Annotated in this window: 17 protein-coding genes, 3 tRNA genes and 1 pseudogene; 14 read left to right on the plus strand and 7 right to left on the minus strand. The window is 72.2% G+C overall.

Annotated elements, in window-relative coordinates; translation table 11 throughout:
• Positions 1 to 114 precede the first annotated feature (114 nt).
• The 6 genes and pseudogenes from ACLF5H_RS04850 to ACLF5H_RS04875 all read left to right on the plus strand — a co-directional run bounded on the left by ACLF5H_RS04850 (position 115) and on the right by ACLF5H_RS04875 (position 8,428).
• On the plus strand, positions 115 to 507 hold the full coding sequence (locus ACLF5H_RS04850; protein WP_361667773.1) for a CU044_2847 family protein: 393 nt from the start codon (positions 115 to 117) through the stop codon (positions 505 to 507).
• Positions 504 to 2,388, plus strand: a pseudogene (locus ACLF5H_RS04855) (trypsin-like peptidase domain-containing protein). Before ACLF5H_RS04850 ends, ACLF5H_RS04855 begins: the two are co-directional and overlap by 4 nt.
• A 33-nt stretch (positions 2,389 to 2,421) precedes the next feature.
• Positions 2,422 to 3,456, plus strand: a complete 1,035-nt coding sequence (locus ACLF5H_RS04860) for an AAA family ATPase (RefSeq protein ID WP_421674820.1) — start codon at positions 2,422 to 2,424, stop codon at positions 3,454 to 3,456.
• Positions 3,446 to 6,544 carry an SAV_2336 N-terminal domain-related protein gene (locus ACLF5H_RS04865; protein ID WP_421674821.1) on the plus strand — a complete coding sequence of 1,033 codons (3,099 nt, stop codon included), beginning with the start codon at positions 3,446 to 3,448 and terminating at the stop codon, positions 6,542 to 6,544. Before ACLF5H_RS04860 ends, ACLF5H_RS04865 begins: the two co-directional genes overlap by 11 nt.
• Positions 6,517 to 7,197, plus strand: a complete 681-nt coding sequence (locus tag ACLF5H_RS04870; RefSeq protein WP_421674822.1) for an HAD family hydrolase — start codon at positions 6,517 to 6,519, stop codon at positions 7,195 to 7,197. The genes ACLF5H_RS04865 and ACLF5H_RS04870 overlap by 28 nt, the downstream gene beginning before the upstream one ends.
• A gap of 193 nt (positions 7,198 to 7,390) precedes the next feature.
• Positions 7,391 to 8,428, plus strand: coding sequence for a rod shape-determining protein (locus tag ACLF5H_RS04875; RefSeq protein WP_421674823.1), 1,038 nt, complete (start codon positions 7,391 to 7,393; stop codon positions 8,426 to 8,428).
• Between the two features lie 23 nt (positions 8,429 to 8,451).
• Here ACLF5H_RS04875 and ACLF5H_RS04880 read toward each other — a convergent pair whose 3' ends face one another.
• Entirely contained in the window at positions 8,452 to 9,360 is a 909-nt protein-coding gene (locus ACLF5H_RS04880) for a MurR/RpiR family transcriptional regulator (protein WP_421674824.1), read from the minus strand.
• A gap of 134 nt (positions 9,361 to 9,494) precedes the next feature.
• On the opposite strand from ACLF5H_RS04880, the gene ACLF5H_RS04885 reads away from it, so the two are divergent.
• The gene (locus tag ACLF5H_RS04885) at positions 9,495 to 10,331 is read left to right on the plus strand and encodes an EamA family transporter (protein ID WP_421674939.1); all 837 of its coding nucleotides are present in this window, start codon (positions 9,495 to 9,497) and stop codon (positions 10,329 to 10,331) included.
• Here ACLF5H_RS04885 and ACLF5H_RS04890 read toward each other — a convergent pair.
• Positions 10,321 to 11,253 (minus strand): anti-sigma factor RsbA family regulatory protein, encoded by a 933-nt coding sequence (locus ACLF5H_RS04890; RefSeq protein WP_421674825.1) that lies wholly within the window; start codon positions 11,251 to 11,253, stop codon positions 10,321 to 10,323. The two genes, ACLF5H_RS04885 and ACLF5H_RS04890, sit on opposite strands and share 11 nt — an antisense overlap.
• 177 nt (positions 11,254 to 11,430) lie before the next feature.
• Here ACLF5H_RS04890 and ACLF5H_RS04895 point away from each other — a divergent pair, with 177 nt between their 5' ends.
• The 3 genes from ACLF5H_RS04895 to ACLF5H_RS04905 all read left to right on the plus strand — a co-directional run bounded on the left by ACLF5H_RS04895 (position 11,431) and on the right by ACLF5H_RS04905 (position 14,328).
• Positions 11,431 to 12,117: an ANTAR domain-containing response regulator gene (locus tag ACLF5H_RS04895; RefSeq protein ID WP_421674826.1), complete on the plus strand. Its 687-nt coding sequence runs from the start codon at positions 11,431 to 11,433 to the stop codon at positions 12,115 to 12,117.
• A 744-nt stretch (positions 12,118 to 12,861) separates the two neighbouring features.
• On the plus strand, positions 12,862 to 13,308 hold the full coding sequence (locus ACLF5H_RS04900; protein WP_421674827.1) for a hypothetical protein: 447 nt from the start codon (positions 12,862 to 12,864) through the stop codon (positions 13,306 to 13,308).
• A gap of 195 nt (positions 13,309 to 13,503) precedes the next feature.
• On the plus strand, positions 13,504 to 14,328 hold the full coding sequence (locus ACLF5H_RS04905; RefSeq protein WP_421674828.1) for an SAM-dependent methyltransferase: 825 nt from the start codon (positions 13,504 to 13,506) through the stop codon (positions 14,326 to 14,328).
• A 73-nt stretch (positions 14,329 to 14,401) separates the two neighbouring features.
• Here ACLF5H_RS04905 and ACLF5H_RS04910 read toward each other — a convergent pair whose 3' ends face one another.
• From ACLF5H_RS04910 to ACLF5H_RS04930, 5 genes are all read right to left on the minus strand, one after another.
• The gene (locus tag ACLF5H_RS04910) at positions 14,402 to 15,361 is read right to left on the minus strand and encodes a Scr1 family TA system antitoxin-like transcriptional regulator (RefSeq protein ID WP_421674940.1); all 960 of its coding nucleotides are present in this window, start codon (positions 15,359 to 15,361) and stop codon (positions 14,402 to 14,404) included.
• A 116-nt stretch (positions 15,362 to 15,477) separates the two neighbouring features.
• Positions 15,478 to 15,717 carry a DUF397 domain-containing protein gene (locus tag ACLF5H_RS04915; RefSeq protein WP_421674829.1) on the minus strand — a complete coding sequence of 80 codons (240 nt, stop codon included), beginning with the start codon at positions 15,715 to 15,717 and terminating at the stop codon, positions 15,478 to 15,480.
• Between the two features lie 511 nt (positions 15,718 to 16,228).
• A tRNA-Ile gene (locus tag ACLF5H_RS04920) sits at positions 16,229 to 16,305 on the minus strand.
• A 176-nt stretch (positions 16,306 to 16,481) separates the two neighbouring features.
• Positions 16,482 to 16,554: transfer RNA gene (locus ACLF5H_RS04925), tRNA-Asn, on the minus strand.
• Between the two features lie 6 nt (positions 16,555 to 16,560).
• Positions 16,561 to 16,633 (minus strand) — tRNA-Asn (locus ACLF5H_RS04930).
• A gap of 159 nt (positions 16,634 to 16,792) precedes the next feature.
• On the opposite strand from ACLF5H_RS04930, the gene ACLF5H_RS04935 reads away from it, so the two are divergent.
• The 4 genes from ACLF5H_RS04935 to ACLF5H_RS04950 all read left to right on the plus strand — a co-directional run bounded on the left by ACLF5H_RS04935 (position 16,793) and on the right by ACLF5H_RS04950 (position 22,367).
• A complete protein-coding gene (locus ACLF5H_RS04935) occupies positions 16,793 to 17,098 on the plus strand; it encodes a YtxH domain-containing protein (protein WP_421674830.1) in 306 nt (101 codons plus the stop codon).
• A 29-nt stretch (positions 17,099 to 17,127) separates the two neighbouring features.
• Entirely contained in the window at positions 17,128 to 18,576 is a 1,449-nt protein-coding gene (locus ACLF5H_RS04940) for a xylulokinase (protein WP_421674831.1), read from the plus strand.
• Positions 18,577 to 18,705: 129 nt separating this feature from the next.
• Positions 18,706 to 20,439 (plus strand): ABC transporter ATP-binding protein, encoded by a 1,734-nt coding sequence (locus ACLF5H_RS04945; protein ID WP_421674832.1) that lies wholly within the window; start codon positions 18,706 to 18,708, stop codon positions 20,437 to 20,439.
• Entirely contained in the window at positions 20,439 to 22,367 is a 1,929-nt protein-coding gene (locus ACLF5H_RS04950; RefSeq protein ID WP_421674833.1) for an ABC transporter ATP-binding protein, read from the plus strand. The genes ACLF5H_RS04945 and ACLF5H_RS04950 overlap by 1 nt, the downstream gene beginning before the upstream one ends.
• Positions 22,368 to 22,413: the final 46 nt, after the last annotated feature.

The raw sequence follows: 22,413 nt of genomic DNA on the forward strand, positions 1-22,413 counted from the left end.
GATTGACCCGCCGGGGCGTAATGAGTGGGCCGGGCGAAGCGCCGTCCGTACCATGGGGGTTGCTCACGGATCTGCTACGGGACAGGTCTTCTACGAGGGGGAGCGAGCGGCGGCATGGACCAGCTGGTGGAGTTCACGACCGAGGACGGCGCGCTCGTCGTGGTGGAGGGCGCCGGTGTCACCCCCCGGCCCGGCACCCGGCTGGTCTCGCGCGGCGACGAAGTGGTGCGGGCGGCCCGCACCTTCGAGGGCGCGCTGGACGGGGTGCGGGCGGCGGCGGAGGCCGCGCTGCGGGTCTTCCGGGACGGCGCCCTGCGGCCCGACGCGGTGGAGATCGAGTTCGGCGTGAAGATGTCCGCGGAGGCCGGCGCGATCATCGCCAAGGGTTCCGCGGAGGGCCAGCTGGTCGTCAAGCTCCACTGGACACCGGGGAGTTCGGCGGGTGACGCGCTGCCCGCCGTGCCGGGTCAGGCCGCCGCCGGGCCGGAGTCCGCCGAGCGCCCATGAACAGTGCCGCCTGGCATGCCCGGATCCACTGCGGCCATGAGGTGGGCGCGGGATTCCTGATCACCGCCCGCCGGGTGCTCACCTGCGCCCATGTCGTGCGGTCCGGTGACCTGGACGCGGTGACCGTGGTGTTCCCGCACGCCAGGGAGCTGGGCGAGGTGTCCGCGTCGGTCGTCGCGCACGGCGGCTGGGCGGGCGGCCTCACCGACCCCGGTGACGTGGCCGTGCTCGAACTCGACCGGGACGTCCCCCTCACACCGGCCGGCTTCGCGCCACCGGAGGCCGCCTACACCGAGCCGCGCCCCCGGCTGGTCGCCTACGGCTTCCCGGCGGGCTACGACGAGGGCACGCTCGCCGAGTACCAGGCCGTGTCCGGGCAGTTGATCGCGGGCGAGTGGCTGGAGCTGGTGGCCTGGCAGGGGCACGGGCAGCCGATCGTGGCCGGTTTCAGCGGGGCGGCGGCGACCCTGCCGGACGGCCGGGTGGTCGGCATGGTCACCTCCGCCTCACAGGTGCCGGACGTGCGCAAGGGCCGGATGCTGCCGCTGGACGTACTGGCCCGCCACTGGCCGGAGTTGGGCGAGCTGGTGCCCACCCCGGGCCATCGCGCCGACGTCCTGCGGGAGTTGTACGAGCTACTGCGGAGCGCCCCGGGCGTCCTGGACTGCGATCCCGACCGGCTGTACGTGGACGCGGTGGGCGCCTTCGGGCCGCCGCTGCCCGAGGGCGGGTTCCCGACGCTCGGGGCGGCCGTCGCGTATGTGCAGTGGGAGGTGCCCGACCCGGCGGCGGTGGACCGGCTCGCGGGGCGGCTGCGGGAACTGGTGGGCGCGGGACCGGCACTCGCGCCCACCCCGCCGCTCGCGAAGAGCACGAAGGCCGCGAAGATCGTGCAGGTCACGCCGGTGGTCACGCCGGTGGCGCGGATGTCCCCGCCCTGGGCGCCGGTCGTCGTGGAGATCGACCACAGCGGCGCCGGTCCCGACCAGGTGACCGTGGAGGTGTCGGCGTACCGCGACGGCCAGCGCCGCCCGGTGGGCACCCGTCGGCTGCCGCGCTCGGGCGTACGGTCCTACGTCCAGCACCGCATCGACGAGGCCGTCGCCCATCTCGACCCGGACGCCGAGGAACTGGTGACCTTCGTGCTGCCCCGCGAGTGGCTCAACGAGGCGGTGGCGCACTGGGAGTGCGGCGCGGACGACAGCACACCGCTCGGCTGCGCCTACCCCCTCGTGGTGACCGACCGCGCCCGGCACCGCAGCAACCGGCTGCGGCACCAGCTGCGCAAGAAGTGGCAGAAGCTGGACGCCGGGCGCCCGGCACCGGTGCACCGCGTGGAGTGCGGCAGCCAGGAGCGGCCGCCGAGCCTGCGCAAGCGGCTGTGGGACGGCGACGCGGGGCTCGCCGGGTTCGCGGCCCCGCCGACGGCCGCCCGGGAGTACTTCGAGATCGGCCTCACCGTCCCGGTCCCGGTCCTGCTGTGGTCCCGTACGGGCTGCCCCGCCGGGGAACACGGCGAGCCGCGCTGCGCGGGGACGGCGGGGCACGGCCGGGGCGGGTACGACGAGGATCCGCGCCGGGCCCGGAGCGGCCCCCGGGACACGGCCGCCGCCGGTACCGCGACCGGGTACCGCGACCGCCGCCCGGCCCCGCGCCGGGGCCGGGGCGCCCTGCCCCGGGAGCGCGTTCCTGGACCAGCTCGCCGCCGCCGTCGCCGAGGTGCCGCCCGCCGAACTCCCGCGCCACATCCTGTCGTTACGGGTGACCGCGGACGCCGCCGACGAACCCGACCGGCACTGGGCCCGGGACCTCCAGCTGCTCTGGGACGACCCCCGCTGCTTCCCCGAGCCCGCCGCCAGCCTGCGCTCCCCCGTCGACTGACCGCCCGCACCCCACCACGGAGAAGAAGAAGCCATGCCCCTGTGGCCCGTCTACACCGGTACGAACGCGCCGCACGACGGCATCGAGCGGCTGCCCCCGCCGCCGCCCTGGCGCGCCTTCGACGGCGGCCCCCTACTGGATCCGCCGGACGCGACCGCCGACCGCTCGGCCGTCTCCCCCGACCGGGTGCACCGCGCCGAGACGTACCGGGCCACCGAGGACACGGTGCAACTGGTCAACGCGGCCCTGTATCTGCGCCGCCCGCTGCTGGTCACCGGCCCGCCCGGCACCGGCAAGTCCTCCCTGGTCTACGCTGTCGCGCGGGAGCTGCGGCTCGGCCCGGTGCTGCGCTGGAACATCACCAGCCGCAGCACGCTCCATGACGGGCTCTACAGCTACGACCCCCTGTCCCGGCTGTACGCGGCCCGGCAGCAGGCCGCGCATCAGGAGGCCGGGCCGAAGACGCCGGACGAGACGGGCATCGAGCACCATCTGCGGCTCGGCCCGCTCGGCACCGCCCTGCTGCCCTACGCCCGCCCCCGCGCGCTGCTCATCGACGAGATCGACAAGAGCGACCTGGACCTGCCCAACGATCTGCTGAACGTGCTGGAGGAGGGCCAGTACCAGATCCCGGAGCTGGTGCGCGCGGCCCGGCTCACCCCGGACGGCACCGCCCGGGTCCCGGCCGACGGCACCGGCGAGGCGGTCCCGGTGGTGCGCGGCCAGGTCCGCTGCCGCGCCTTCCCGTTCGTCGTCCTCACCAGCAACGGCGAGCGCGAGTTCCCGCCCGCCTTCCTGCGCCGCTGCGTCACGCTGCGGCTGCGCCGGCCGGACGACGGGCACCTTGCCGACATCGTCCGCGCCCACCTGGGCGAACCGGACTCCTACGCGCAGGAGTTGATCGGCCGCTTCCTGGACCGCACCAGCGCCGGCGACCTGGCCACCGACCAGCTCCTCAACGCGATCTACCTGGCCCGCACCAGCGATCTGGACACCGGGTCCCTGGACCGGCTGGCCGAGCAGTTGATGCCCCACCTGGGACAGAGCGCGGGGACCGATGTCTTCTGACACCCCGGACTCCCCGGACCCCCTGGCCCGCCTCGCCGCCGTACTGGCCGAGGCGGCCCAGGGCGCGCCCCCGACACCGCGTGAACTGGCCGAACTGCTGTGGCTGGCCGGGCACATGGACGCCGGGAGCGCGGCGGGCACCGGGGACACCGGGGGTCCGGACAGGAAAGGCGGGGACTTTGAGGACACCGAGGACACCGGGGGCTCGGCTGACGGCGGGGCCGCGGAGCCGGATCCGCCGCCCGGCCCCGCCCATGACCCCCGGCCGCCCACGAGGGAGACCGTCGACGCCCCCTCCCGGGTCCCGCTGCACCTCCCCTCCCCCACCCCGTCCCCGGACCGCGCGCCCCACACCACCCTGACGGCCCCCGCGCCCCCGATGCTGCGCCATCCGCTCGCCCTCCAGCGCGCGCTGCGCCCGCTGCGCCGCCGGGTCGACGCGCCCGTGGGCCGGGAGCTGGACGAGCGGGCGACCGCCGACCGCATCGCCCGCCTCGGCGCCGACCCCGACCGCTGGCTCCCGGTGCTGCGGCCCGCCCGGGAACGCTGGCTGAGCCTCAACCTGGTGTACGACGCCGGTCCCACGATGCCGGTCTGGCGGCCCCTGATCCATGAACTGCACACCGCGCTGGCCCAGTCGGGCGCCTTCCGCACGGTCACCCTGTACCGCGCCGACGCAGACGGCACGGTGCGCGGCCCCGACGGGCAGCTCCCCGCCGACGGCCGCACCGTCACCCTGCTGATCAGCGACTGCATGGGCCCGCAGTGGCGACAGGGCCCCGCGGGCACCCTGTGGTACGCCACCCTGCACCGCTGGGCGCGCCGGATGCCGCTGGCCGTCGTCCAGCCGCTGCCCGAACACCTGTGGCGGGAAACGGCGTTGCCCGCCTCCCCCGGCCGCCTCTCGGCCCCGCACCCCGCGGCGCCCTCGGCCGCGCTCGCCTTCACGCCGTACGAGGCACCGGAGTTCGACGAGGGGCCGGGCGCGGTGGTCCTCCCGGTGCTGGAGCCCGAGCCGCGCTGGCTGGCGAACTGGGCCGGGCTGATCAGCACGCCCGGCGGCACCCGGTTCCCGGCCGCCGCGGCCCGGTTGACGCGTCCGCTGCCCATCGACGCGGAGGACCGTACGGACGTCGGCCGGTTGTCCGCCGAGGAGTTGGTGCTGCGGTTCCGGGCTACGGCGTCCCCGGAGGCGTTCCGGCTGGCCGGGCATCTCGCGGTGGGACGGCCCGATCTGCCGGTGATGCGGCTGGTGCAGGCCGCGGTGGAACCGGATCCCCGGCCCCGGCACCTGGCCGAGGTCGTGCTCAGCGGCATGCTCACCGCGCTGCCGGGGGCACCGGCCGGGTCGTACGCGTTCCGGGAGGGCGTGCGGGAACTCCTGCTCCTCGGCCTGCCCCGCACCGAGCGCAACCGCACGGTCGAACTCCTGGACCGCATGGGTGAGTTCATCGACGAGCTGGTGGGGCGGGCGCCGGGTGGGTTCCGGGCGGTGGTGCCGGCCGAACGGGGTCTGCCCACACCCGTGGAGCAGGAGCCGGTCGCCATGCTCAGCGCGGAGAGCGTGCGCAGGCTGGCGCCGGCCGGTGCGGAGGGGCTGTTCGCGGGGCGGTACCGGCTGGTGCGGAAGTCCGAGGCGGGGGACCGGGGCTGGGTCGCCGAGGACACCCGGGACGGGGGCGCGCCGGTCGTGGTGTGCCGGTACGCGCCGGGTGAGCTCTCGGCGCCCTTCGAGCCGCTCTGCCGGGACCTCATGGCGGTGACCGGGCCGGGGATCGCGCGGCTACTCGCCCATGGGGTCGATGGCGAAACCGCTTATCTGGTGCGGGAGTTCATCGAGGGCCCCACGCTGTTCCAGCATCTGGCCGGGGCGCGGGAGATGACGCCCCTGGACGAGGCGGAAGCCCTGGTGCGGAAGGTCGGCGACGCGGTCTTCGCCCTGCACGCGCAGGAGGGGCCGCGCGGCGAGCTGACCACCCGTTCCGTGGTCCTCTCCCCGGACGGGCCGGTCCTGACCTGCCTGGACACCGCGCCGGTCGTCCGGGGCGACCGCGCCGAGGCCAGGACGGTGCTCGCGGACCTCCTGGACACCCTGGTGGGCCGCCCGGACGTCCTCTTCGTCACCGGCGACCTCACCGGCCGCCCGGAGACCCGCATCACCCTCGAAGCCGCCGTCCACGAGGTCTTCTCGCGCTCGCTGCCCCCCGGCCGGTTCCGGGTGGAGGCCCGCCCGGACGGCTACCGGGTGCGCACCGCTTCCGACGCCTATCTGCTGCCCGTCCTCGTGGCCGTACTGCGGGAACTCCCCGTCAAACTGGCCGGGTCGCCCGAGCCGATCCGGCTGCGGGTGGCGTTCAGGGCGTCGTACGGCCGGCCGCCGGGGGCCGCCACCGGCGTCGACGTCACCGTGCCGCCCGCGCTGTACGAGGAGTTCGCCGCCAGCTCCGCCGCCAGGGACGCCCCGCCCTTCGAACCGGTCTACCCGGCCGCCGTCCCGGACGCGCCGCCCGTGGCCTGGTACTGCCCGCTCACCGTCACGCGCCCCGAACGCCAGCTGGTCCAGGGCCCGTTCCTCACCCGGGACCTGCGCGAGCTGGGCCTGCCCGCCCCGGGCCGTACGGCCGTCGTGCACACCCGTCCCGACGGACCGCTCACCGTGCTCGACCCGATCCGGCCCTACGGCGGCCGGGCCCCGCGCGCCGAGACGTACTACCTGGTCGACCTCACCGTGCAGCGGGCGCGGCACGAGCTGTCCCTGCCCAGTGCCGGGAAGGCCGGGTTCCCCGCTGTCGCGGAGCTGACCTGGCAGGTCACCGATCCGGTGGCCCTCGTACGGTCCGGCGCGGCCGAGGTCTCCGCGCTGCTGTCGGCGCATCTGCGCGACGCAGCCGCCCGCATCACCTCCCGGCACCCGGCGCGCCGGGCGACCGCCGCCAAACGCGCGGTCGAGGAGGGGGTGCGCGAGTGGCCCGTGCCGGGGCTCACCGTGTCGTACACCGTGCGGCTGGGGCAGGGCGGCGCGCCCGGGCCCGGGGCCGCCGCGACCCGGCTCCGGCGACCGTGCTCACCGCGGCCGACTGCGTCCTGATCGGCTACGACGGCCCGCTCGCCCGGCTGTTCACGGCGCACGGCGCGCGCGCGGCCGTCCTCGATCTGCTGGCCGTCGTGGCCGAACACCGCCATCCCGTGGACGCGTTGGCGGGGCGACCGCCGGTCACCGGGGCGGCGGGCCGGGAGGCGTTCCCGCACCCGCTGGACCTGCTGCGCGCCTTCTCCCACGACCGGCTCGGGCCGCGGCTGCGGGACCGCCTTGAGGAACTGGAGCTGGCGGCCGTACCGGACGCGCCCATGACGCACCGTTCGCTCGCGCTGGTGCGGGCGCTGCACAAGTCCGGGCGGCGGGTGAGCGTGGTGTCGGACGTGAGTTCCCGGGCGGTGCAGCGGGGCGTGGAGCCGTACCGGCTGCCGCTCGCGGGGGTGCACGGACGGCGCGAGGACCTCAGGCTGCTGACGCCGGATCCGCACTGCCTGCTGCGGGCCCTTGAGCACCTCGGCGCACCGGCCGGGCGCGGGGTGCTGCTCGGTTCCACGGTCGCCGAGCTGACCGCGGCCCAGCGCCTCGGGCTGCCCTTCGTCGGGTTCTCCGGCACGGCCGCCGGGCGCCGGCTGCTGCGCGAGGGCGGCGCGAAGGCGGTGCTCTCCTCGCTGGAGCCGCTGCTGGAGGCGGTGCGGACCGGCTGACCCGGGACCGCGCCGCGCCGCCTGACCCGGAGGCCCGCCAGGCCATTTGACCCGGCGACACTCCGCGGACCGTGCTGATTACCCCCGTTCGGCGGCGCCCCGCCCGGCCCCCCAGAAAAGGCGGCCCCGGCCGCGCGGCGCGCAGGATACGGAGAGCAGGAAGAGCCGAATCCCGCCCCCGGAAGGAGCTGCCGTGTCCGTCAGCCTGGAGCAGTTGCGCCGCTGTCACTTCGCCGTCGACCTGGGCGCGGCCCGCACCCGGGTGTATGTGAAGGGCGCGGGGCTCGTCGTGGACCAGCCCTCGGTCGCGGCCGTGAACGTCCGCTCCGGCTCGCTGATCGCGGTGGGCGACTTCGCGGAGCAGATGACCGGCCGCACCCCCGACTACATCAGGGTCGTACGGCCGATCTCCGGCGGCACGGTGGTCGACATCGACATGGCCCAGCGGATGCTGCGGCACCTGATGGGCGACAAATTGCGCCGGGCGCTGCGCCGCAAGGCCCGGCTGCGCGCCGCCGCGTGCACCCCGCACGACGCCGATCCGCTGGCCCAGCGGGCGACGGTCGAGACGCTGCTCGGGCTCGGTGCGCGCCGGGTGGAGCTGGTGGACACGCTGATCGCGGCGGCGGTGGGCTGCGGGCTGCCGGTGGAGCGGCCCGAGGCCACCATGATCATGGTGTGCGGGGCGGCGGCCACGCAGGTCGCGGTGCTGTCGCTGGGCTCGATCGTCACGGCCGAGCGGATCCCGGTGGGCGGGGAGGCCGTGGACCAGGCGATCGTGCAGTATCTGCGGCACGCCCATGAACTGCTGCTGCCGAGCCAGTCGGTACGGCCGCTGCAACTGGCCCTGTCCGGCAACGGGCTCACCCCGCAGGGCCCGCCCCAGACCGAGATCAACGGCCGGGACGTGGCCACCGGGCTGCCGCGCACCGTACGGGTGGACACCTCGGCCGTGCGGGAGGCGATCCAGACCCCGCTGACGGCCGTCCTGGACGGCATCGGCAAGGTGCTGCGCGAGTGTCCCCCGGACCTGGTGGCCGATCTCGCCGACCGCGGGATCATCATGGTCGGCGGTTCGGCGCTGCTGCCCGGCTTCGACCAGATGGTGCGCGAGGCCACCGGGATGCCGGTGCTCATCGCCGAGCGCCCGGACGTGTGCGCGGCCCGGGGGCTCGGCGAGATGCTGGAGGGCCGGATCGAACCGCTGATCCTGGATCCGCTGGCCGCCTGAACTTCCTTGCCCGTCAATGCCGTTCAGTAGGCGTGGTCGGCCGTGATGTCCGCCGACAGATCGAGATGGCGGCGCGCGACCTCGGGGCGCAGGCCCATCAGGAGGTGGGTCAGGGCGTCCACCGCGGCGAGGTGGGCGATCCGGCTGGCGGAGGTCTCCAGGCCGAACACGAGGTCCTGGCCACCGGCGACGAGCACCTGACCACTGGTCTCGCTCAGCGGTGAACGGGCGTAGCTGGTGAGCGTGACGACGGTGGCCCCGGCCTCCCGGGCGCGCCGGGCGGTGTCGACCGTGGTGCGGGTGGCCCCGGTGTGGCTGATCGCGAAGCAGACGCCGTCCGGCGGGAGCTGGGCGGCCGCGAGCTGCGCGGTGAGGGGGTCGGGCGGGGCGTCGACCTGGCAGCCGAGGGCGCGCAGCCGGTAGGCCACGTCGAGGGCGACCGCGCCGGAGAGCCCCGCGCCCACGACGACGACACGCGACGCCGCGTGCAGGGCCTCGGCCGCGGCGGTGAGCGCGCCGGGGTCGAGGGTCGCGGCGACGCCGTCCAGGGCGTCGCGGGAGGCGTGCAGGGTGGCGGCGAGCGCGTGCGCGGCGGGCTCGTCCACCGGCGGCGGGGGCGGCTCGGGCGCCTGCCGGGCGGCCTCCAGCTTCAGCTCCTGGAACCCCCGGAAGCCGAGCCGCTGACAGGTGCGTACGACGGTCGAGGCCGCGGTGCCGGCCAGCGCGGCCACGTCGCTGACGCTGAGGTGGACCAGCGCGGCGCCCTGATCGAGCACCACCCGCGCCACCCGGGCCTCGGTCTCACGCAGCTCGGGCAGGCGGGCCCGGATCCGGGCGGAGAGGGAGCCAGGAGAGCCACTGGGACCACTGGGACCACTGGGACCACTGGGACCACTGGGACCACTGGGACCACTGGCGGAATGCTGTTCCATGGACATAGCGTACCGTGGAATGCAATTCCACAACCGCATCCCCGACCCCTCCCGCTCCCCCGACCTCTCCCCCCGGCCCTCTCCCCTCCCGCTCGCACCTCCCCGCCAGGAGTCGCTTCGCCATGCCAGGAACCATGTCCGCCCCCGTGCTCACCGCCGTCCTGACGGCCGCGGTGCTGCACGCCGTCTGGAACTCGATCGCCCACCGGATACCGGACAAGCTCATCGGATTCACGCTGATCAGCGTCGCGTGCACCGGCTGCGCGGCCGTCCTGGTCCTTTTCACCCCGCTGCCCCCCGCGGGCGCCTGGCCGTTCCTCGCGGCCTCGGCCGCGCTCCAGGTCACCTCGCAGCTGTTCCTGCTGCGCGCCTACCAGCTGGGCGACTTCGGGCAGATGTACCCGCTGGCCCGGGGCGTCGCCCCGCTGCTCGTGGCCGTCGCCTCGGTGACCCTGCTCGGCGGCGCGCTCACCACGCTCCAGGCGGCGGGCGTACTGCTGGTCTCCGGGGGCCTCGCCACCCTGGCCCTCGCCTCCGGTCGCATCCGCCGCGCCCAGCTGCCGGCCCTCGGCGCCGCGCTCGGCTCGGGCACGATCATCGCGTCGTACACCCTGGTCGACAGCCTGGGCGTACGGCACTCACCCGACGCCCTCGCCTACACCGCCTGGCTCTTCCTGCTCCAGGGCCCGCTCATGCCGCTGATCGCGCTGGCCGGGCGCCGCGGGAAGCTGCTCGCGCAGGTACGCCCGGTCCTCGGCACCGGGCTGCTGGGCGGGGTGCTGTCCATGACGGCGTACGGCCTGGTCGTCTGGGCCCAGGCGCACGGTGAGGTCGCGGCGGTCGCGGCGCTGCGGGAGACGGGCATCCTGGTCGCCGCGATCATCGCGACGCTGCTGTTCCGGGAGCCGTTCGGACGGCTGCGGCTGGTGGCGGGGGCGGTGGTCCTGACGGGGATCGGGCTCATGCGCTGAGGTGGCAGCGGATCGTCGTACCGGCCGGGCTCGTGTGCGTGCGCACCAGGTCGGCCAGCAGGTTGACCAGGAGCAGGCCCCGGCCGCCGGGCCGGCCCGGGGCGGCGGGGCGGCGTCCGGCCAGGGGGTCGGTCAGCCGGCCCCGGTCGCGCACCTCGCACCGCACCTGGCCGCCCCGCCCCCACACGGTCAGCGTGCCGCGGCCGCCGCCGTGCACCACGCTGTTGGTGGTCAGCTCGGCGGTGATCAGCGTGAGGTTCTCCAGCGCCTCACCGGCGAGCCCGAGCCCCGCGCCGTGGTCCGCGGCCAAGTGCCGTACGACGGAAAGCCGTTCGGCGTCGAACGCGACATGGAGCACACCGGGACCGGCGGCGGGGGCGGGCGGCAGCGGGCGGTTGTGGCGGGCAACGGCACCCTCCGGGTCGTAGGCCGCGCAGACCCGCTCCTCGGCGCCCTCGATGACGACGGGATGGGTGGTCCGGGCGTCGGCCAGCGCCCGCGGGTCCAGCGCGGCGGTGTCGTACGGGCACAGGATGGTGACCTCCCGCCCCCGGAACGCGGCGTTGATCAGCGCCTCGTGCTGGACGCAGGCGGGGTACTCGGCCGGGCCCCGGCTCGCCCAGACCGGCTCGCCGATGATCCGGGTGCGCCGTCCGGGCGGCTGGGCGTCGGCGAAGGCGCACAGCACACCGGGGATGATCCGGCCGGGGTTGCGCCCGGCCTCCCGCATGTCGAGAAACCGCACCCTGTCCCGCTCGGCGCCCAGCGCGTCCCGGATCAGCGCCAGCTTCTCCCCGGGCACGGCGACGGCGACCGGCTCCCCCGCGGCCAGCGCGGCGCGGACGAAGGGGACGGTGCCGTCGAGGTAGGCGCGCGGGTCGCCGTAGAAGAGCGCGGGATGCGCGAAGGGCTCGCCGCTCATGAGACACCTCGCTTCCCGGCAGCGTGCACCACGCCCGCACCTTCCCTCGGCCGCACGAACCATGCGGCACCTTTCCCCGCGCGCGATTCGGCCATCCTTTCGACCACGGGGGGTGTAGGCACCCGTACTCAGGGCAGGCGACCGCATGGTGCCCAAGGACCGAGCGGGAGGGGAGACATGACCTCAGCGGGACTCGCAGCCCACACCATGCGACTGAACGCCCTGGTGATCGACGCCCGGCGAAAGGGCCGGCGCGCTCTTCTGACGGCCCGTGGCGAACTGGTCCACGGCGGCACGGACACCCTGGGCGACGCCCTGGCCGCGCTGCCGCCGGGCATCACCGCGATCGAACTGGACCTGGCCGGGGTGTCCTTCCTGGACACGACGGGCCTGACCTGCCTGGATCTGCTGAGCGAGTACGTCGGGCAGCACGACGTACGGGTCACCACGCACGGGTGGCGGGGCCAGCCGCGCCGCGTCCTTGAACTGGTGGGCCTGGACGCGACGGACCCCCTGCGCACCGACGGGGCCGCCGGATCCGCCGACCACCCGGTCCGCACCTCGTCCGCGGTCGCGCGGGAACGCGCCGAGCAACTGGACATGCTGCGCCTGGAGATAGCGCAGCTGCGGCAGGCGCTGGACTCCCGTCCGGTGATCGACCAGGCCCGCGGCGTCCTGATGGCCGCCCACGGCTGCACCCCGGACCAGGCCTGGGAGATCCTGCGCGAGGCATCCCAGCACTCCAACATCAAACTCCACCGCATCGCCGCGGCCGTCACCGCGAGCGCGACCCCCGACGGCCCGCCCCCGCCGGAGCCCCTGCGCCGGGCGCTGCGCACGGCGGCGGCACATCACGCCCCCTGAGGCGCGGGCGACTTCAGTACGGCAGCACGCGCCCCGACGGCGTCCTGCGATCGATCTCCTGCTCCCGCGGCGCGACGGGCCGCCGGCTGACACGTACCCGGATCCGACGGTCCATGACGCCTCCTCCTGCCGACTTCGGTAGGAGGTCCGTGCCCACGAGAGGGATACTTCAAGCCCCTTGGGACGCCACGCTTTCGTCCCGGGCCGCGCCGAGTGCTCAACCGCTCACCGCAACGCGGTCGCCTCGACCCATAGCCGCTCACCGATCACCGGTGATGGGCCCCTGCGCAAACGCCGGTGCAAAATTGACCGTATCGGACCACTATTAACCGGGGGATTGCGCAGGCGTTCGATGGCCCTATGCGGGACCCAGGACGTTGTACGGTGCTCGTCAACGGCTCTTCTCCATAACGGAGTTGCCCCACCCGGTGGTAGGACATCGGGCGGGGCGAGCGGGTCGATCACGGAAGATGAGGCGCATCCATGCATGACCGACCCTCCCTGAAGCAGGCAGGCCTCCCCCAGGTGGATTCCCACGCTAGCAGGGGCGGCAGCACCTTCACGGGATTTCGCCACCCGCGCGCCACCCCCGTTCTGACGCAACTCGGGCTCCCGCAGGCGCAGTTCGCACTCCGCTGAGCCGTGCACGCGCTCCGGATCCGCCCCCTGCGGGCGGACCGATTCCCTCCTCGCCCAGGCGCTCGGCGCCGGGCCACCGCACCGGGGAAATGACCGGGAGGCACGATGCCCAGTTCACCCAGGCCCTCGACGGCCCCCGTCGGCTACACGGCGTTCGTCCAACTCCACCGCCGTGACTACGAGATGTACGCCAGCGCCCGCCTGGCCGACAGCAAGCTCGCCGCCTCGGTCGTGGCGGAGGTCCTGCGCAGGGCCGAACTGAGCTGGAACACGCTGATGCTCCGCGAGAACCCGCTCGCCCTCACCTGGCGAGCGCTCCGCGACTCGGTCACGACGGCCCGAACCCATACGCACGACCCCCAAGCCGACGTCCTGCACCGCACGCTCCCCGGCCAGCCCGCCGACGCCGTGCTCCTGCGCGAGGGGCTCGGCATGGACACCAAATCCGCGGCGGCCCTCATGGGCATGGGGGAACCCGAGCTGCACATGCAGTTCCAGGCCGCCCGCAGGCTGCTGGCCGGTCGCGGCCACGGCCGGCAAGGAGCCGCCTGACACCCCCACCCCTCGAACGCCACCTTCAGCGTGGCGCACCCACGCGCCCCCGGCGCAGGTGCGCCACGGTTTCGGCATGCCGTGTTACAGGTTCACCCGTGAGGGTAGTTTCAACCGAGAATCCTGCAACCCAGCGCATCCCCGACCATCACAATTGCGTGCTGGTAGGAGCTTTCGGCGAACGTAGGGGACGACGTGAACGACGGAACAGCCGATTCACAAGATCAAGTTGACATGCACACGCCTAGTGCGGCGCGGATGTACGACTATCTCCTGGGCGGACACTATAACTACCCGTCCGACAGGAGCGCCTGTGACCAACTGCTGACGACCGCGCCCAGCACCCGGGAGCTGGCGGTCAACAACAGGGCCTTCCTCGTGCGCGTGGTGAGGCACATCGCCAGTCACTACGGCATCAGGCAGTTCATCGACCACGGGTCCGGCCTCCCCACCCAGAGCAACGTGCACCAGGTCGCGCAGGGCGTCGACCCGAGCTGCCGAGTGGTCTACGTCGACAACGACCCGATGGTCCTCGGCTACGGCCGCGCATTCCTGGAGGAGAACCAGAACGTCCTCATCCTGCCCTCGGACATGCGGAAGACCAAGAAGATCGCGGCCGACGCCGCACAGATCATCGATTTCAGCCAACCGGTAGCAGCCCTGTTCGTCTCCGTGCTGCACTGCGTCCCCGACGACAACCTGGGTAATCCACGCAGGATGATCGAGGACACGGTAAGTCTCCTCGCCCCCGGCAGCGTCGTGGTGATCTGCCAGCTCGTCAGCGAGGACGCCCGAATCCGCGACGAGGTGACGGAATTGATGCGGGAACAGACGGGCGACCGCTGGGGTCGCGTACGGACGAGGGCCGAGGTGAACGACTTCTTCACCGTGCCCCGCCTGCGTATCGAGGAAGAATTCGGCTTGCGCGACGTCACCGACTGGCGGCCGGACACCGACCTGGTCCGCCGCCAGGAGACCCAGGAATGGATCGAGTACGGCGGTTTGGCCACGGTCGACTGAATCCGCGAAGACGGATGCCCCTCCTGTCCGTTTCCGGGGAGGGGCATCGGTACCGGTATACGCTTGAACGAAATCAGAGACGGTCGAGGTGCCAATCGAGCGCATCGGCGATCAGCTGGCGGCTCTTCGCCGGTCCGGGGGCCTGTTTGATGACCGTGTCACTGAGGTCCTGGTAGTCGAGATAGTCGGAGTCGGCTTCTTCACCGGCGAGCGGACCCCGGTGAAACTCGGCACGCGCACCGGCCTCGGTATAGATGACATCCGGCGCGGCGAACGAACCCTTCGCGAAGCTGAGCCGAATCAAGGCCGTGACCTGGATCGCGAGCGGATTCACCGCCTCGATGACACGGATGGCGACCGGAGACTCCTTGTCGTCCACATAGCGCAGCAAGAGCTTCAACTGCTCGACCATCATCTCGGTCTGGCCGAAGTCGGCGTAAAGGGCGCCGCAGCGAATGAAGAAGGTGGACCTCGGCCTGCTGACCACGAACTGCTCGGCACGCCGGCGTCGGACATCGATGATCCGATCGGCCAGCCTCCGCTGGCCGGCCAGCAGCGTCTTGGCCGTGACCACCTCGCGGTACCTCGCGGTCTGGAGCACTCCCGAGATCACGTTGGTGTCGATGACCATCTGCCGCTCCGCCCATTCCTCCAGGCTCGTGAGGCGGAGCATCGAGTCCGACACGGCCTCGCGGTACGCGGCACCGGCGCGGGAGCGGACAGTGCTGGCCCAGCCCTCCGAGGAGGCGTCGTGGGCGAGTCGGAGAAGGTCCTGCCGTCGCGGTCCGGGGCGAACCCCGAGAGCGTCCAGCAGGACCTCGACCACAGCGGGTTTGTCGATCCGCGTCTCGCCGTTCTCGATCCGGCTGTAGACCGATGCGGATACCTTGACCCTGGCCTTCTGCAATACCTGGCGTTGCGTCAGGCTGCCGCGTTCGATCTTCATCTCCGCGCCCAGCAGCAGAGCGGGCACACCCCAGGAGCCCGGAGGGTCGGCCGCCGGGCGCCCGAACTGAACTACACGATCTTCCATGGCCACAAGGCCCCCCTGGGCAAAACTCGAATCACCCGAATGGTCGGGTCAAGCATCACACAAAGGGGGCGCCGCGGTCACGCCACGCCGCTGGAGAAGGGCGTTTAATCTACGTCTCAATTCGCCATGTGGTCGAATTCACCGCCCTTGACCCCGGACAGGAGCGCCTCGACCTCCGGCACGGTGAAGATCAGGGCCGGCCCGTCCGGGAAACGACTGTTCCGCACGGCCACCTGGCCGTCGTTCAGCTTCCTCAGCTCGACGCAGGCACCGGCACCCTGACTGACGCTGGCCTTCTGCCAGTGCCCTGCCGCCTGAATCACGTCCGACCGCATTCCATTGACGTACTGGCTCATGATCGCCTACCTCCGTTGTCCGATTCCCATGCCCGCTCTCCTGATTGTCATACTTATAGGGAAACTCCCTGGTTGTACGTCCAGGAAATCCCGTGCGGGAATTCTCAGAGCGGGCGAGTTGAATCATTCACCTTGGAAATCGAACAACACCACTCCCTGATCGAGTGATTACCACTCCACTCCTGAACGCTCGTGATCGAAATCTGATAACACCATCAGAAAGATTTGATCGCGAACGGCGGGGTGCCACGCCGGGCCGCGCCAACCCCCGTGTCACTCGCCGGGAGTTGAGCACTGCCGATGTGCGCGAGGGCACGAACGCGGTGGAGTCCGGTCCCGGCTCCGGGACCGCGACATCCGGAAGATCATCGTCCGCGCGGGCCGATCGGAGGGGAGCGCGCCCGGCTCGCGGGATCTTGCTCCGAACGACTGAACGGGGGCCGCCACGGTCGAGTGGCGGCCCCCGTTCCCACGCTTCCGCGGATAGAAACGGTCCTGCGGTGACGTGCGGTGGTGGGGCGGGTGGGACTCGAACCCACGGCCGACGGATTATGAGTCCGCTGCTCTAACCGGCTGAGCTACCGCCCCATAGCGGCGTGTCGCGTACAAGTGTGCGCGCCGTCTGCCGCAGCATAGCCGCTCATACGATCTCCTGCTTCGGATGGTCGGCTTCCGCTCTGCCCACGACGTTGAGGACATCCGTGCAGGCTCAGCGGTTCCCGCGGACATGAAAAAGGACCCCTGAGGGGCCCTCGTTCAGCGTGCTCCCCCGACTGGACTCGAACCAGTAACCTGCCGGTTAACAGCCGGCTGCTCTGCCAATTGAGCTACGGAGGACCGAAGCTCCCCCGACTGGACTCGAACCAGTAACCTGCCGGTTAACAGCCGGCTGCTCTGCCAATTGAGCTACGGAGGATCGCTTCGATTGCATCGAACGTGCCTCCCGGGGTATTCGCCGGGGGGCGGTTGCTCGCTGCGACACATACATTAGCGCAAGCAGGGGGGTGCTCCGCCAATCGGTACCCTCCGGATCCTGCGCCGCACCAGACACCTCCACACGGGAAGGGTGACAGCCATGCGCTACCGGCTCACGTTCATCGCCGGACTGGCCCTCGGTTACGTACTCGGCACACGGGCCGGACGCGAGCGCTACGAGCAGCTGAAGAAGTCCGCTCGTCAGTTCGCCCAGAACCCGGCCGTCCGCAACACCGCCGAGACCGCCGCCCAACAGGGCCGCACCTACGCGGGCAAGGCCATGCACACGGTCACGGACAAGGTGGGCGACCATGTGCCCTCCTCCGTGGCCCAGCGGGTCCGCTCCCTGCGGGACCGCACCGCGGGCGGCTCGGCGGGCGACGACTGGGGCACCAGCAACACCTAGCCCCTCGCGCATGCGGCAAGATTCTCCGCATGGGGATAGTCGCCGGTTTGGACAGCTCACCTGATTTCACCCGCATCGTGGTCTGCGACACAGACACCGGTGCCGTACTCAGGCAGGGGTACGCCCCGCATCCGGTCGATCCCCCCGAGGGCGGCCGCCCGAGCGACATCGATCCCCAGGCCTGGCTGCTCTCCCTCGGCGAGGCCGCGGGCGGTGGCCTGCTGGAGGGCGTCCAGGCCATCGGCGTCTCCGCCCAGCAGCACGCGCTGATCCCCCTGGACGCCCACGGCAACACGGTGCGCCCGGCCCTCGTCGGCGGGGACCGGCGCGCGCAGGTCGCCGCCGCCGACCTCGTGGACGCCCTGGGCTCCCGGGAGGCCTGGGCGCACGCCGTCGGCTGTGTGCCGGGGGCGGCGCAGCCGGTCACCAAGCTGCGCTGGCTCGCCAAGAACGAGCCCGAGAACGCCCGGCGCACCGCCGCCCTGCTCCAGGCCCACGACTGGCTGGTCTGGCAGTTGCTGGGCCGCCCGGCCCGCCGCACCACCGACCGCGGCGGGGCCTCCGGCACCGGCTACTGGTCGGCGACCACCGGTGTCTACCGCCCCGATCTGGTCGAGCTGGCGCTGGGCCACCAGGCGATGCTGCCGGAGGTGATCGGCCCCTCCGAGGCGGCCGGTACCACCCCGGAGGGGCTGCTGATCTCGGCCGGCACCGGGGAGACCATGGCCGCCGCGTTCGGGCTCGGGATCGGGCTCGGGGACGCGGTGGTGTCCCTCGGCGCCTCCGGCTCGGTGATGGCGGTGCACCCCGAGCCGCTGGCCGACCAGTCCGGGATGATCACCTCGCTCGCCGACGCCACCGGCATGCATCTGCCGGTCGTCACCACCCTGAACGCCGTACGCACCCTGCGCGGCACCGCCGAACTCCTCGGGCTGCCCGATCTGGAGGGCCTGTCCGAGCTGGCGATGAAGTCGACTCCCGGCGCGCACGGCCTCGTCCTGCTCCCCTACCTGGAGGGCGAGCGCACCCCGAATCTGCCGCACGCCGCGGGCACCCTGACCGGGCTGCGGCGCGAGTCGATGAAGCCGGAGCACCTGGCGCGGGCCGCGTTCGAGGGCATGCTGTGCGGGCTCGCCGACGCGCTGGACGTGCTGCGCGGGCGGGGCGTGGAGGTGCGGCGGATCTTCCTGCTGGGCCCGGCCGCCGAGCTGCCCGCCGTGCAGGCCGCGGCGCCCTCGCTGTTCGGCGCGCAGGTCGTCGTACCGCAGCCCGCGGACTACACGGCGATCGGCGCGGCCCGGCAGGCGGCCTGGGCGCTGGGGGTCTCGGGGGGCACGCTGGACCCGCGCACTCCCCCGGCCTGGCAGGGGGCCGCGGCACAGGTCCTGGAGCCGGGCGAGGAGCTGGCCGCGGGGCAGGCGGTACGGCAGCAGTTCACGGCGGTGCGGGAGCAGACCCACCCGGGCGCGTTCCACTGACGGCACCCGGAAGGCCGTACAAAAATCCGCTGTTGGGTTAATCAGTTGAGGTAACGCGGGTGGAGTGTCCGACGATAGGGGCCAAGGGCACACCGACCGGCCCCTGCCGCCCACTCCGAGAGACGTAGCGTGCTCATACGACTTCTACGGACCTATCTCAGGCCCTACAAGAAACCCATAACCGTGCAGGTCCTGCTCCAGTTCCTGCAGACCTGCGCCACCCTGTACCTGCCCACCCTGAACGCCCACATCATCGACAACGGCGTGGTGAAGGGGGACACGGGCTACATCCTGTCCTTCGGCGCCCTGATGATCGGCATCTCACTGGTGCAGGTCGTGTGCAACATCGGCGCCGTCTACCTGGGTGCCCGCACCGCCTCCGCGCTCGGCCGGGACATGCGTGCCGCCGTCTTCGACCGGGTGCAGTCCTTCTCCTCGCGTGAGGTGGGTCACTTCGGCGCGCCCTCGCTCATCACGCGCACCACGAACGACGTCCAGCAGATCCAGATGCTGGTCCTGATGACGTTCACGCTGATGGTCTCGGCGCCCATCATGTGCGTCGGCGGCATCGTGCTGGCGCTCGGCCTGGACGTGCCGCTGTCCGGGGTGCTGATCGCGGTCGTCCCGGTGCTGGCCGTCTGCGTGACGCTGATCGTGCGCAGGCTGCGCCCGCTGTTCCGCACCATGCAGACCCGCCTGGACAAGGTGAACCAGGTGCTGCGCGAGCAGATCACCGGCAACCGGGTGATCCGCGCCTTCGTCCGCGACGAGTACGAGCAGGCCCGCTTCGGCCGGGTCAACGGCGAGCTGACCGAGATGCAGCTGGCCACCGGGCGGCTGCTGTCGCTGATGTTCCCGATGGTGATGACCGTGGTGAACGTGTCCTCCATCGCGGTGGTGTGGTTCGGCGCGCACCGCATCGACAGCGGCGGGATGCAGATCGGCGATCTGACGGCGTTCCTCGCCTATCTGATGCAGATCGTGATGTCTGTGATGATGGCCACCTTCATGTTCATGATGGTGCCGCGCGCGGAGGTGTGCGCCGAGCGGGTCCAGGAGGTCATGGACACCGGTTCCAGCGTGCTGCCGCCGCTCGCGCCGGTCACCGAGCTGCGCCGGCACGGGCATCTGGAGATCCGTGAGGCCGGCTTCCGCTATCCGGGCGCCGAGGAGCCGGTGCTGCGCGCCGTCGCCCTGGAGGCACGGCCCGGCGAGACCACGGCCGTGATCGGGTCCACCGGCAGCGGCAAATCGACGCTGCTCGGGCTGGTCCCGCGGCTGTTCGACGCCACCGAGGGCGAGGTCCTGGTGAACGGCGTGGACGTCCGCGAGGTCGACCCGGCGCTGCTGGCACGGACGGTCGGACTCGTGCCGCAGAAGCCGTACCTCTTCGCGGGCACCGTCGCCACCAATCTGCGTTACGGCAATCCGGACGCCACCGACGAGGAGCTGTGGCACGCGCTGGAGGTGGCGCAGGCCAAGGAGTTCGTGACCGAGCTGGAGGCCGGGCTGGACGCGCCGATCGCCCAGGGCGGCACCAATGTGTCGGGCGGTCAGCGCCAGCGGCTCGCGATCGCCCGCACGCTCGTGCAGCGCCCGGAGATCTATCTGTTCGACGACTCCTTCTCCGCGCTCGACTACGCCACCGACGCGGCCCTGCGCGCCGCGCTGTCGCGGGAGACCGCCGAGGCGACCGTCGTCATCGTCGCCCAGCGGGTGGCGACCATCCGGGACGCCGACCGGATCATCGTCCTCGACGAGGGCCGGGTGGTCGGCTCCGGCCGGCACCAGGAGCTGATGGCGGGCAACGACACCTACCGGGAGATCGTGCTCTCCCAGCTGACGGAAGCGGAGGCCGCCTGATGTCCGGGCCCATGGGACGCATGATGGCCGGGGGCGGCCCCGACCAGCGGTCGATGGACTTCAAGGGGTCGGGCAAACGGCTGCTCGCCCAGTTCAAGCCCGAACGGCTCACCGTGTACGGCCTGCTGGTCTGCGTGGTGGTCAGCGTGGCCCTCAGCGTGATCGGCCCGAAGATCCTCGGCCGCGCCACCGACCTGGTCTTCTCCGGCATCATCGGCCGGCAGCTGCCCGCCGGGGCCACCAAGGCGCAGGTGCTTGAGCAGATGCGGGCGCACGGCAAGGGCGCCGTCGCGGACATGCTCCAGAGCACCGACTTCACCCCGGGCAAGGGCATCGACTTCGGCGGGGTCGGTGACGTCCTGCTGCTCGCGCTCATCACCTTCACGGTCGCCGGTCTGCTGATGGCCGTGGCGACGCGGCTGGTCAACCGGTCGGTGAACCGCACGATGTACCGACTGCGCGAGTCCGTGCAGACGAAGCTGTCCCGGCTGCCGCTGTCGTACTTCGACAAGCGCCAGCGCGGCGAGGTGCTCTCGCGGGCGACCAATGACATCGACAACATCGGGCAGACGCTCCAGCAGTCGATGGGCCAGCTGATCAACTCGGTGCTGACCATCGTCGGTGTGCTGGCGATGATGTTCTGGGTGTCCTGGATCCTCGCGCTGGTCGCGCTGGTCACGGTGCCGCTGTCGTTCTTCGTCGCCACCCGGGTCGGCAAGCGTTCGCAGCCGCACTTCGTGCAGCAGTGGCGCTCCACGGGCAAGCTCAACGCCCATGTGGAGGAGATGTACACCGGGCACACGCTGGTGAAGGTGTTCGGGCGGCAGGAGGAGTCGGCGAAGCAGTTCGCGGAGCAGAACGAGGCGCTGTACGAGGCCGCGTTCAAGGCGCAGTTCAACAGCGGTGTGATGCAGCCGCTGATGATGTTCGTGTCGAACCTGAACTATGTGCTGGTGGCGGTCGTCGGTGGCCTGCGGGTCGCGTCCGGCGCGCTGTCCATCGGTGATGTGCAGGCGTTCATCCAGTACTCGCGGCAGTTCTCCATGCCGCTGACGCAGGTGGCCTCGATGGCGAACCTGGTGCAGTCCGGTGTGGCCTCGGCGGAGCGGGTCTTCGAACTCCTGGACGCGGAGGAGCAGGAGGCGGACCCGGTGCCGGGCGAGCGGCCCGCGGAGCTGCGCGGGCGGGTGCGGCTCGAGCATGTGTCCTTCCGGTACGACCCGGAGAAGCCGCTGATCGAGGACCTCTCGCTCACGGTGGAGCCCGGCCATACGGTGGCCATCGTCGGCCCCACGGGCGCGGGCAAGACCACGCTGGTCAATCTGCTCATGCGGTTCTACGACGTCTCGGGCGGCCGGATCACCCTGGACGGGGTGGACGTACGGAAGATGACCCGGGACGAGCTGCGGTCCGGGATCGGCATGGTGCTCCAGGACACCTGGCTGTTCGGCGGCACCATCGCGGAGAACATCGCGTACGGCGCCTCGCGGGAGGTCACCCGGGGCGAGATCGAGGAGGCCGCGCGGGCCGCGCACGCCGACCGGTTCGTCCGGACGCTGCCCGAGGGCTACGACACCGTGATCGACGACGAGGGCACGGGGGTGAGCGCCGGTGAGAAGCAGCTCATCACCATCGCGCGGGCGTTCCTGTCCGACCCGGTGATCCTGGTGCTGGACGAGGCGACGAGTTCCGTGGACACGCGGACCGAGGTGCTGATCCAGAAGGCCATGGCCAAACTCGCCGCCGGACGTACGTCGTTCGTGATCGCGCACCGGTTGTCGACCATCCGGGACGCCGACACGATCCTCGTCATGGAGAACGGCTCCATCGTCGAACAGGGCGCGCACGCCGAGCTGTTGGCGGCGGACGGGGCGTATGCCCGGCTGTACAAGGCGCAGTTCGCGCAGGCGGTGGCCGAGGTGGACTAGGCGGGAGGGAAAGGGGGCCGCTTCCGGAGTGTCTCCGGGCGGCCCC

The sequence above is a fragment of the Streptomyces sp. LaBMicrA B280 genome (genome assembly GCF_049222185.1).
Classification (GTDB): domain Bacteria; phylum Actinomycetota; class Actinomycetes; order Streptomycetales; family Streptomycetaceae; genus Streptomyces; species Streptomyces murinus.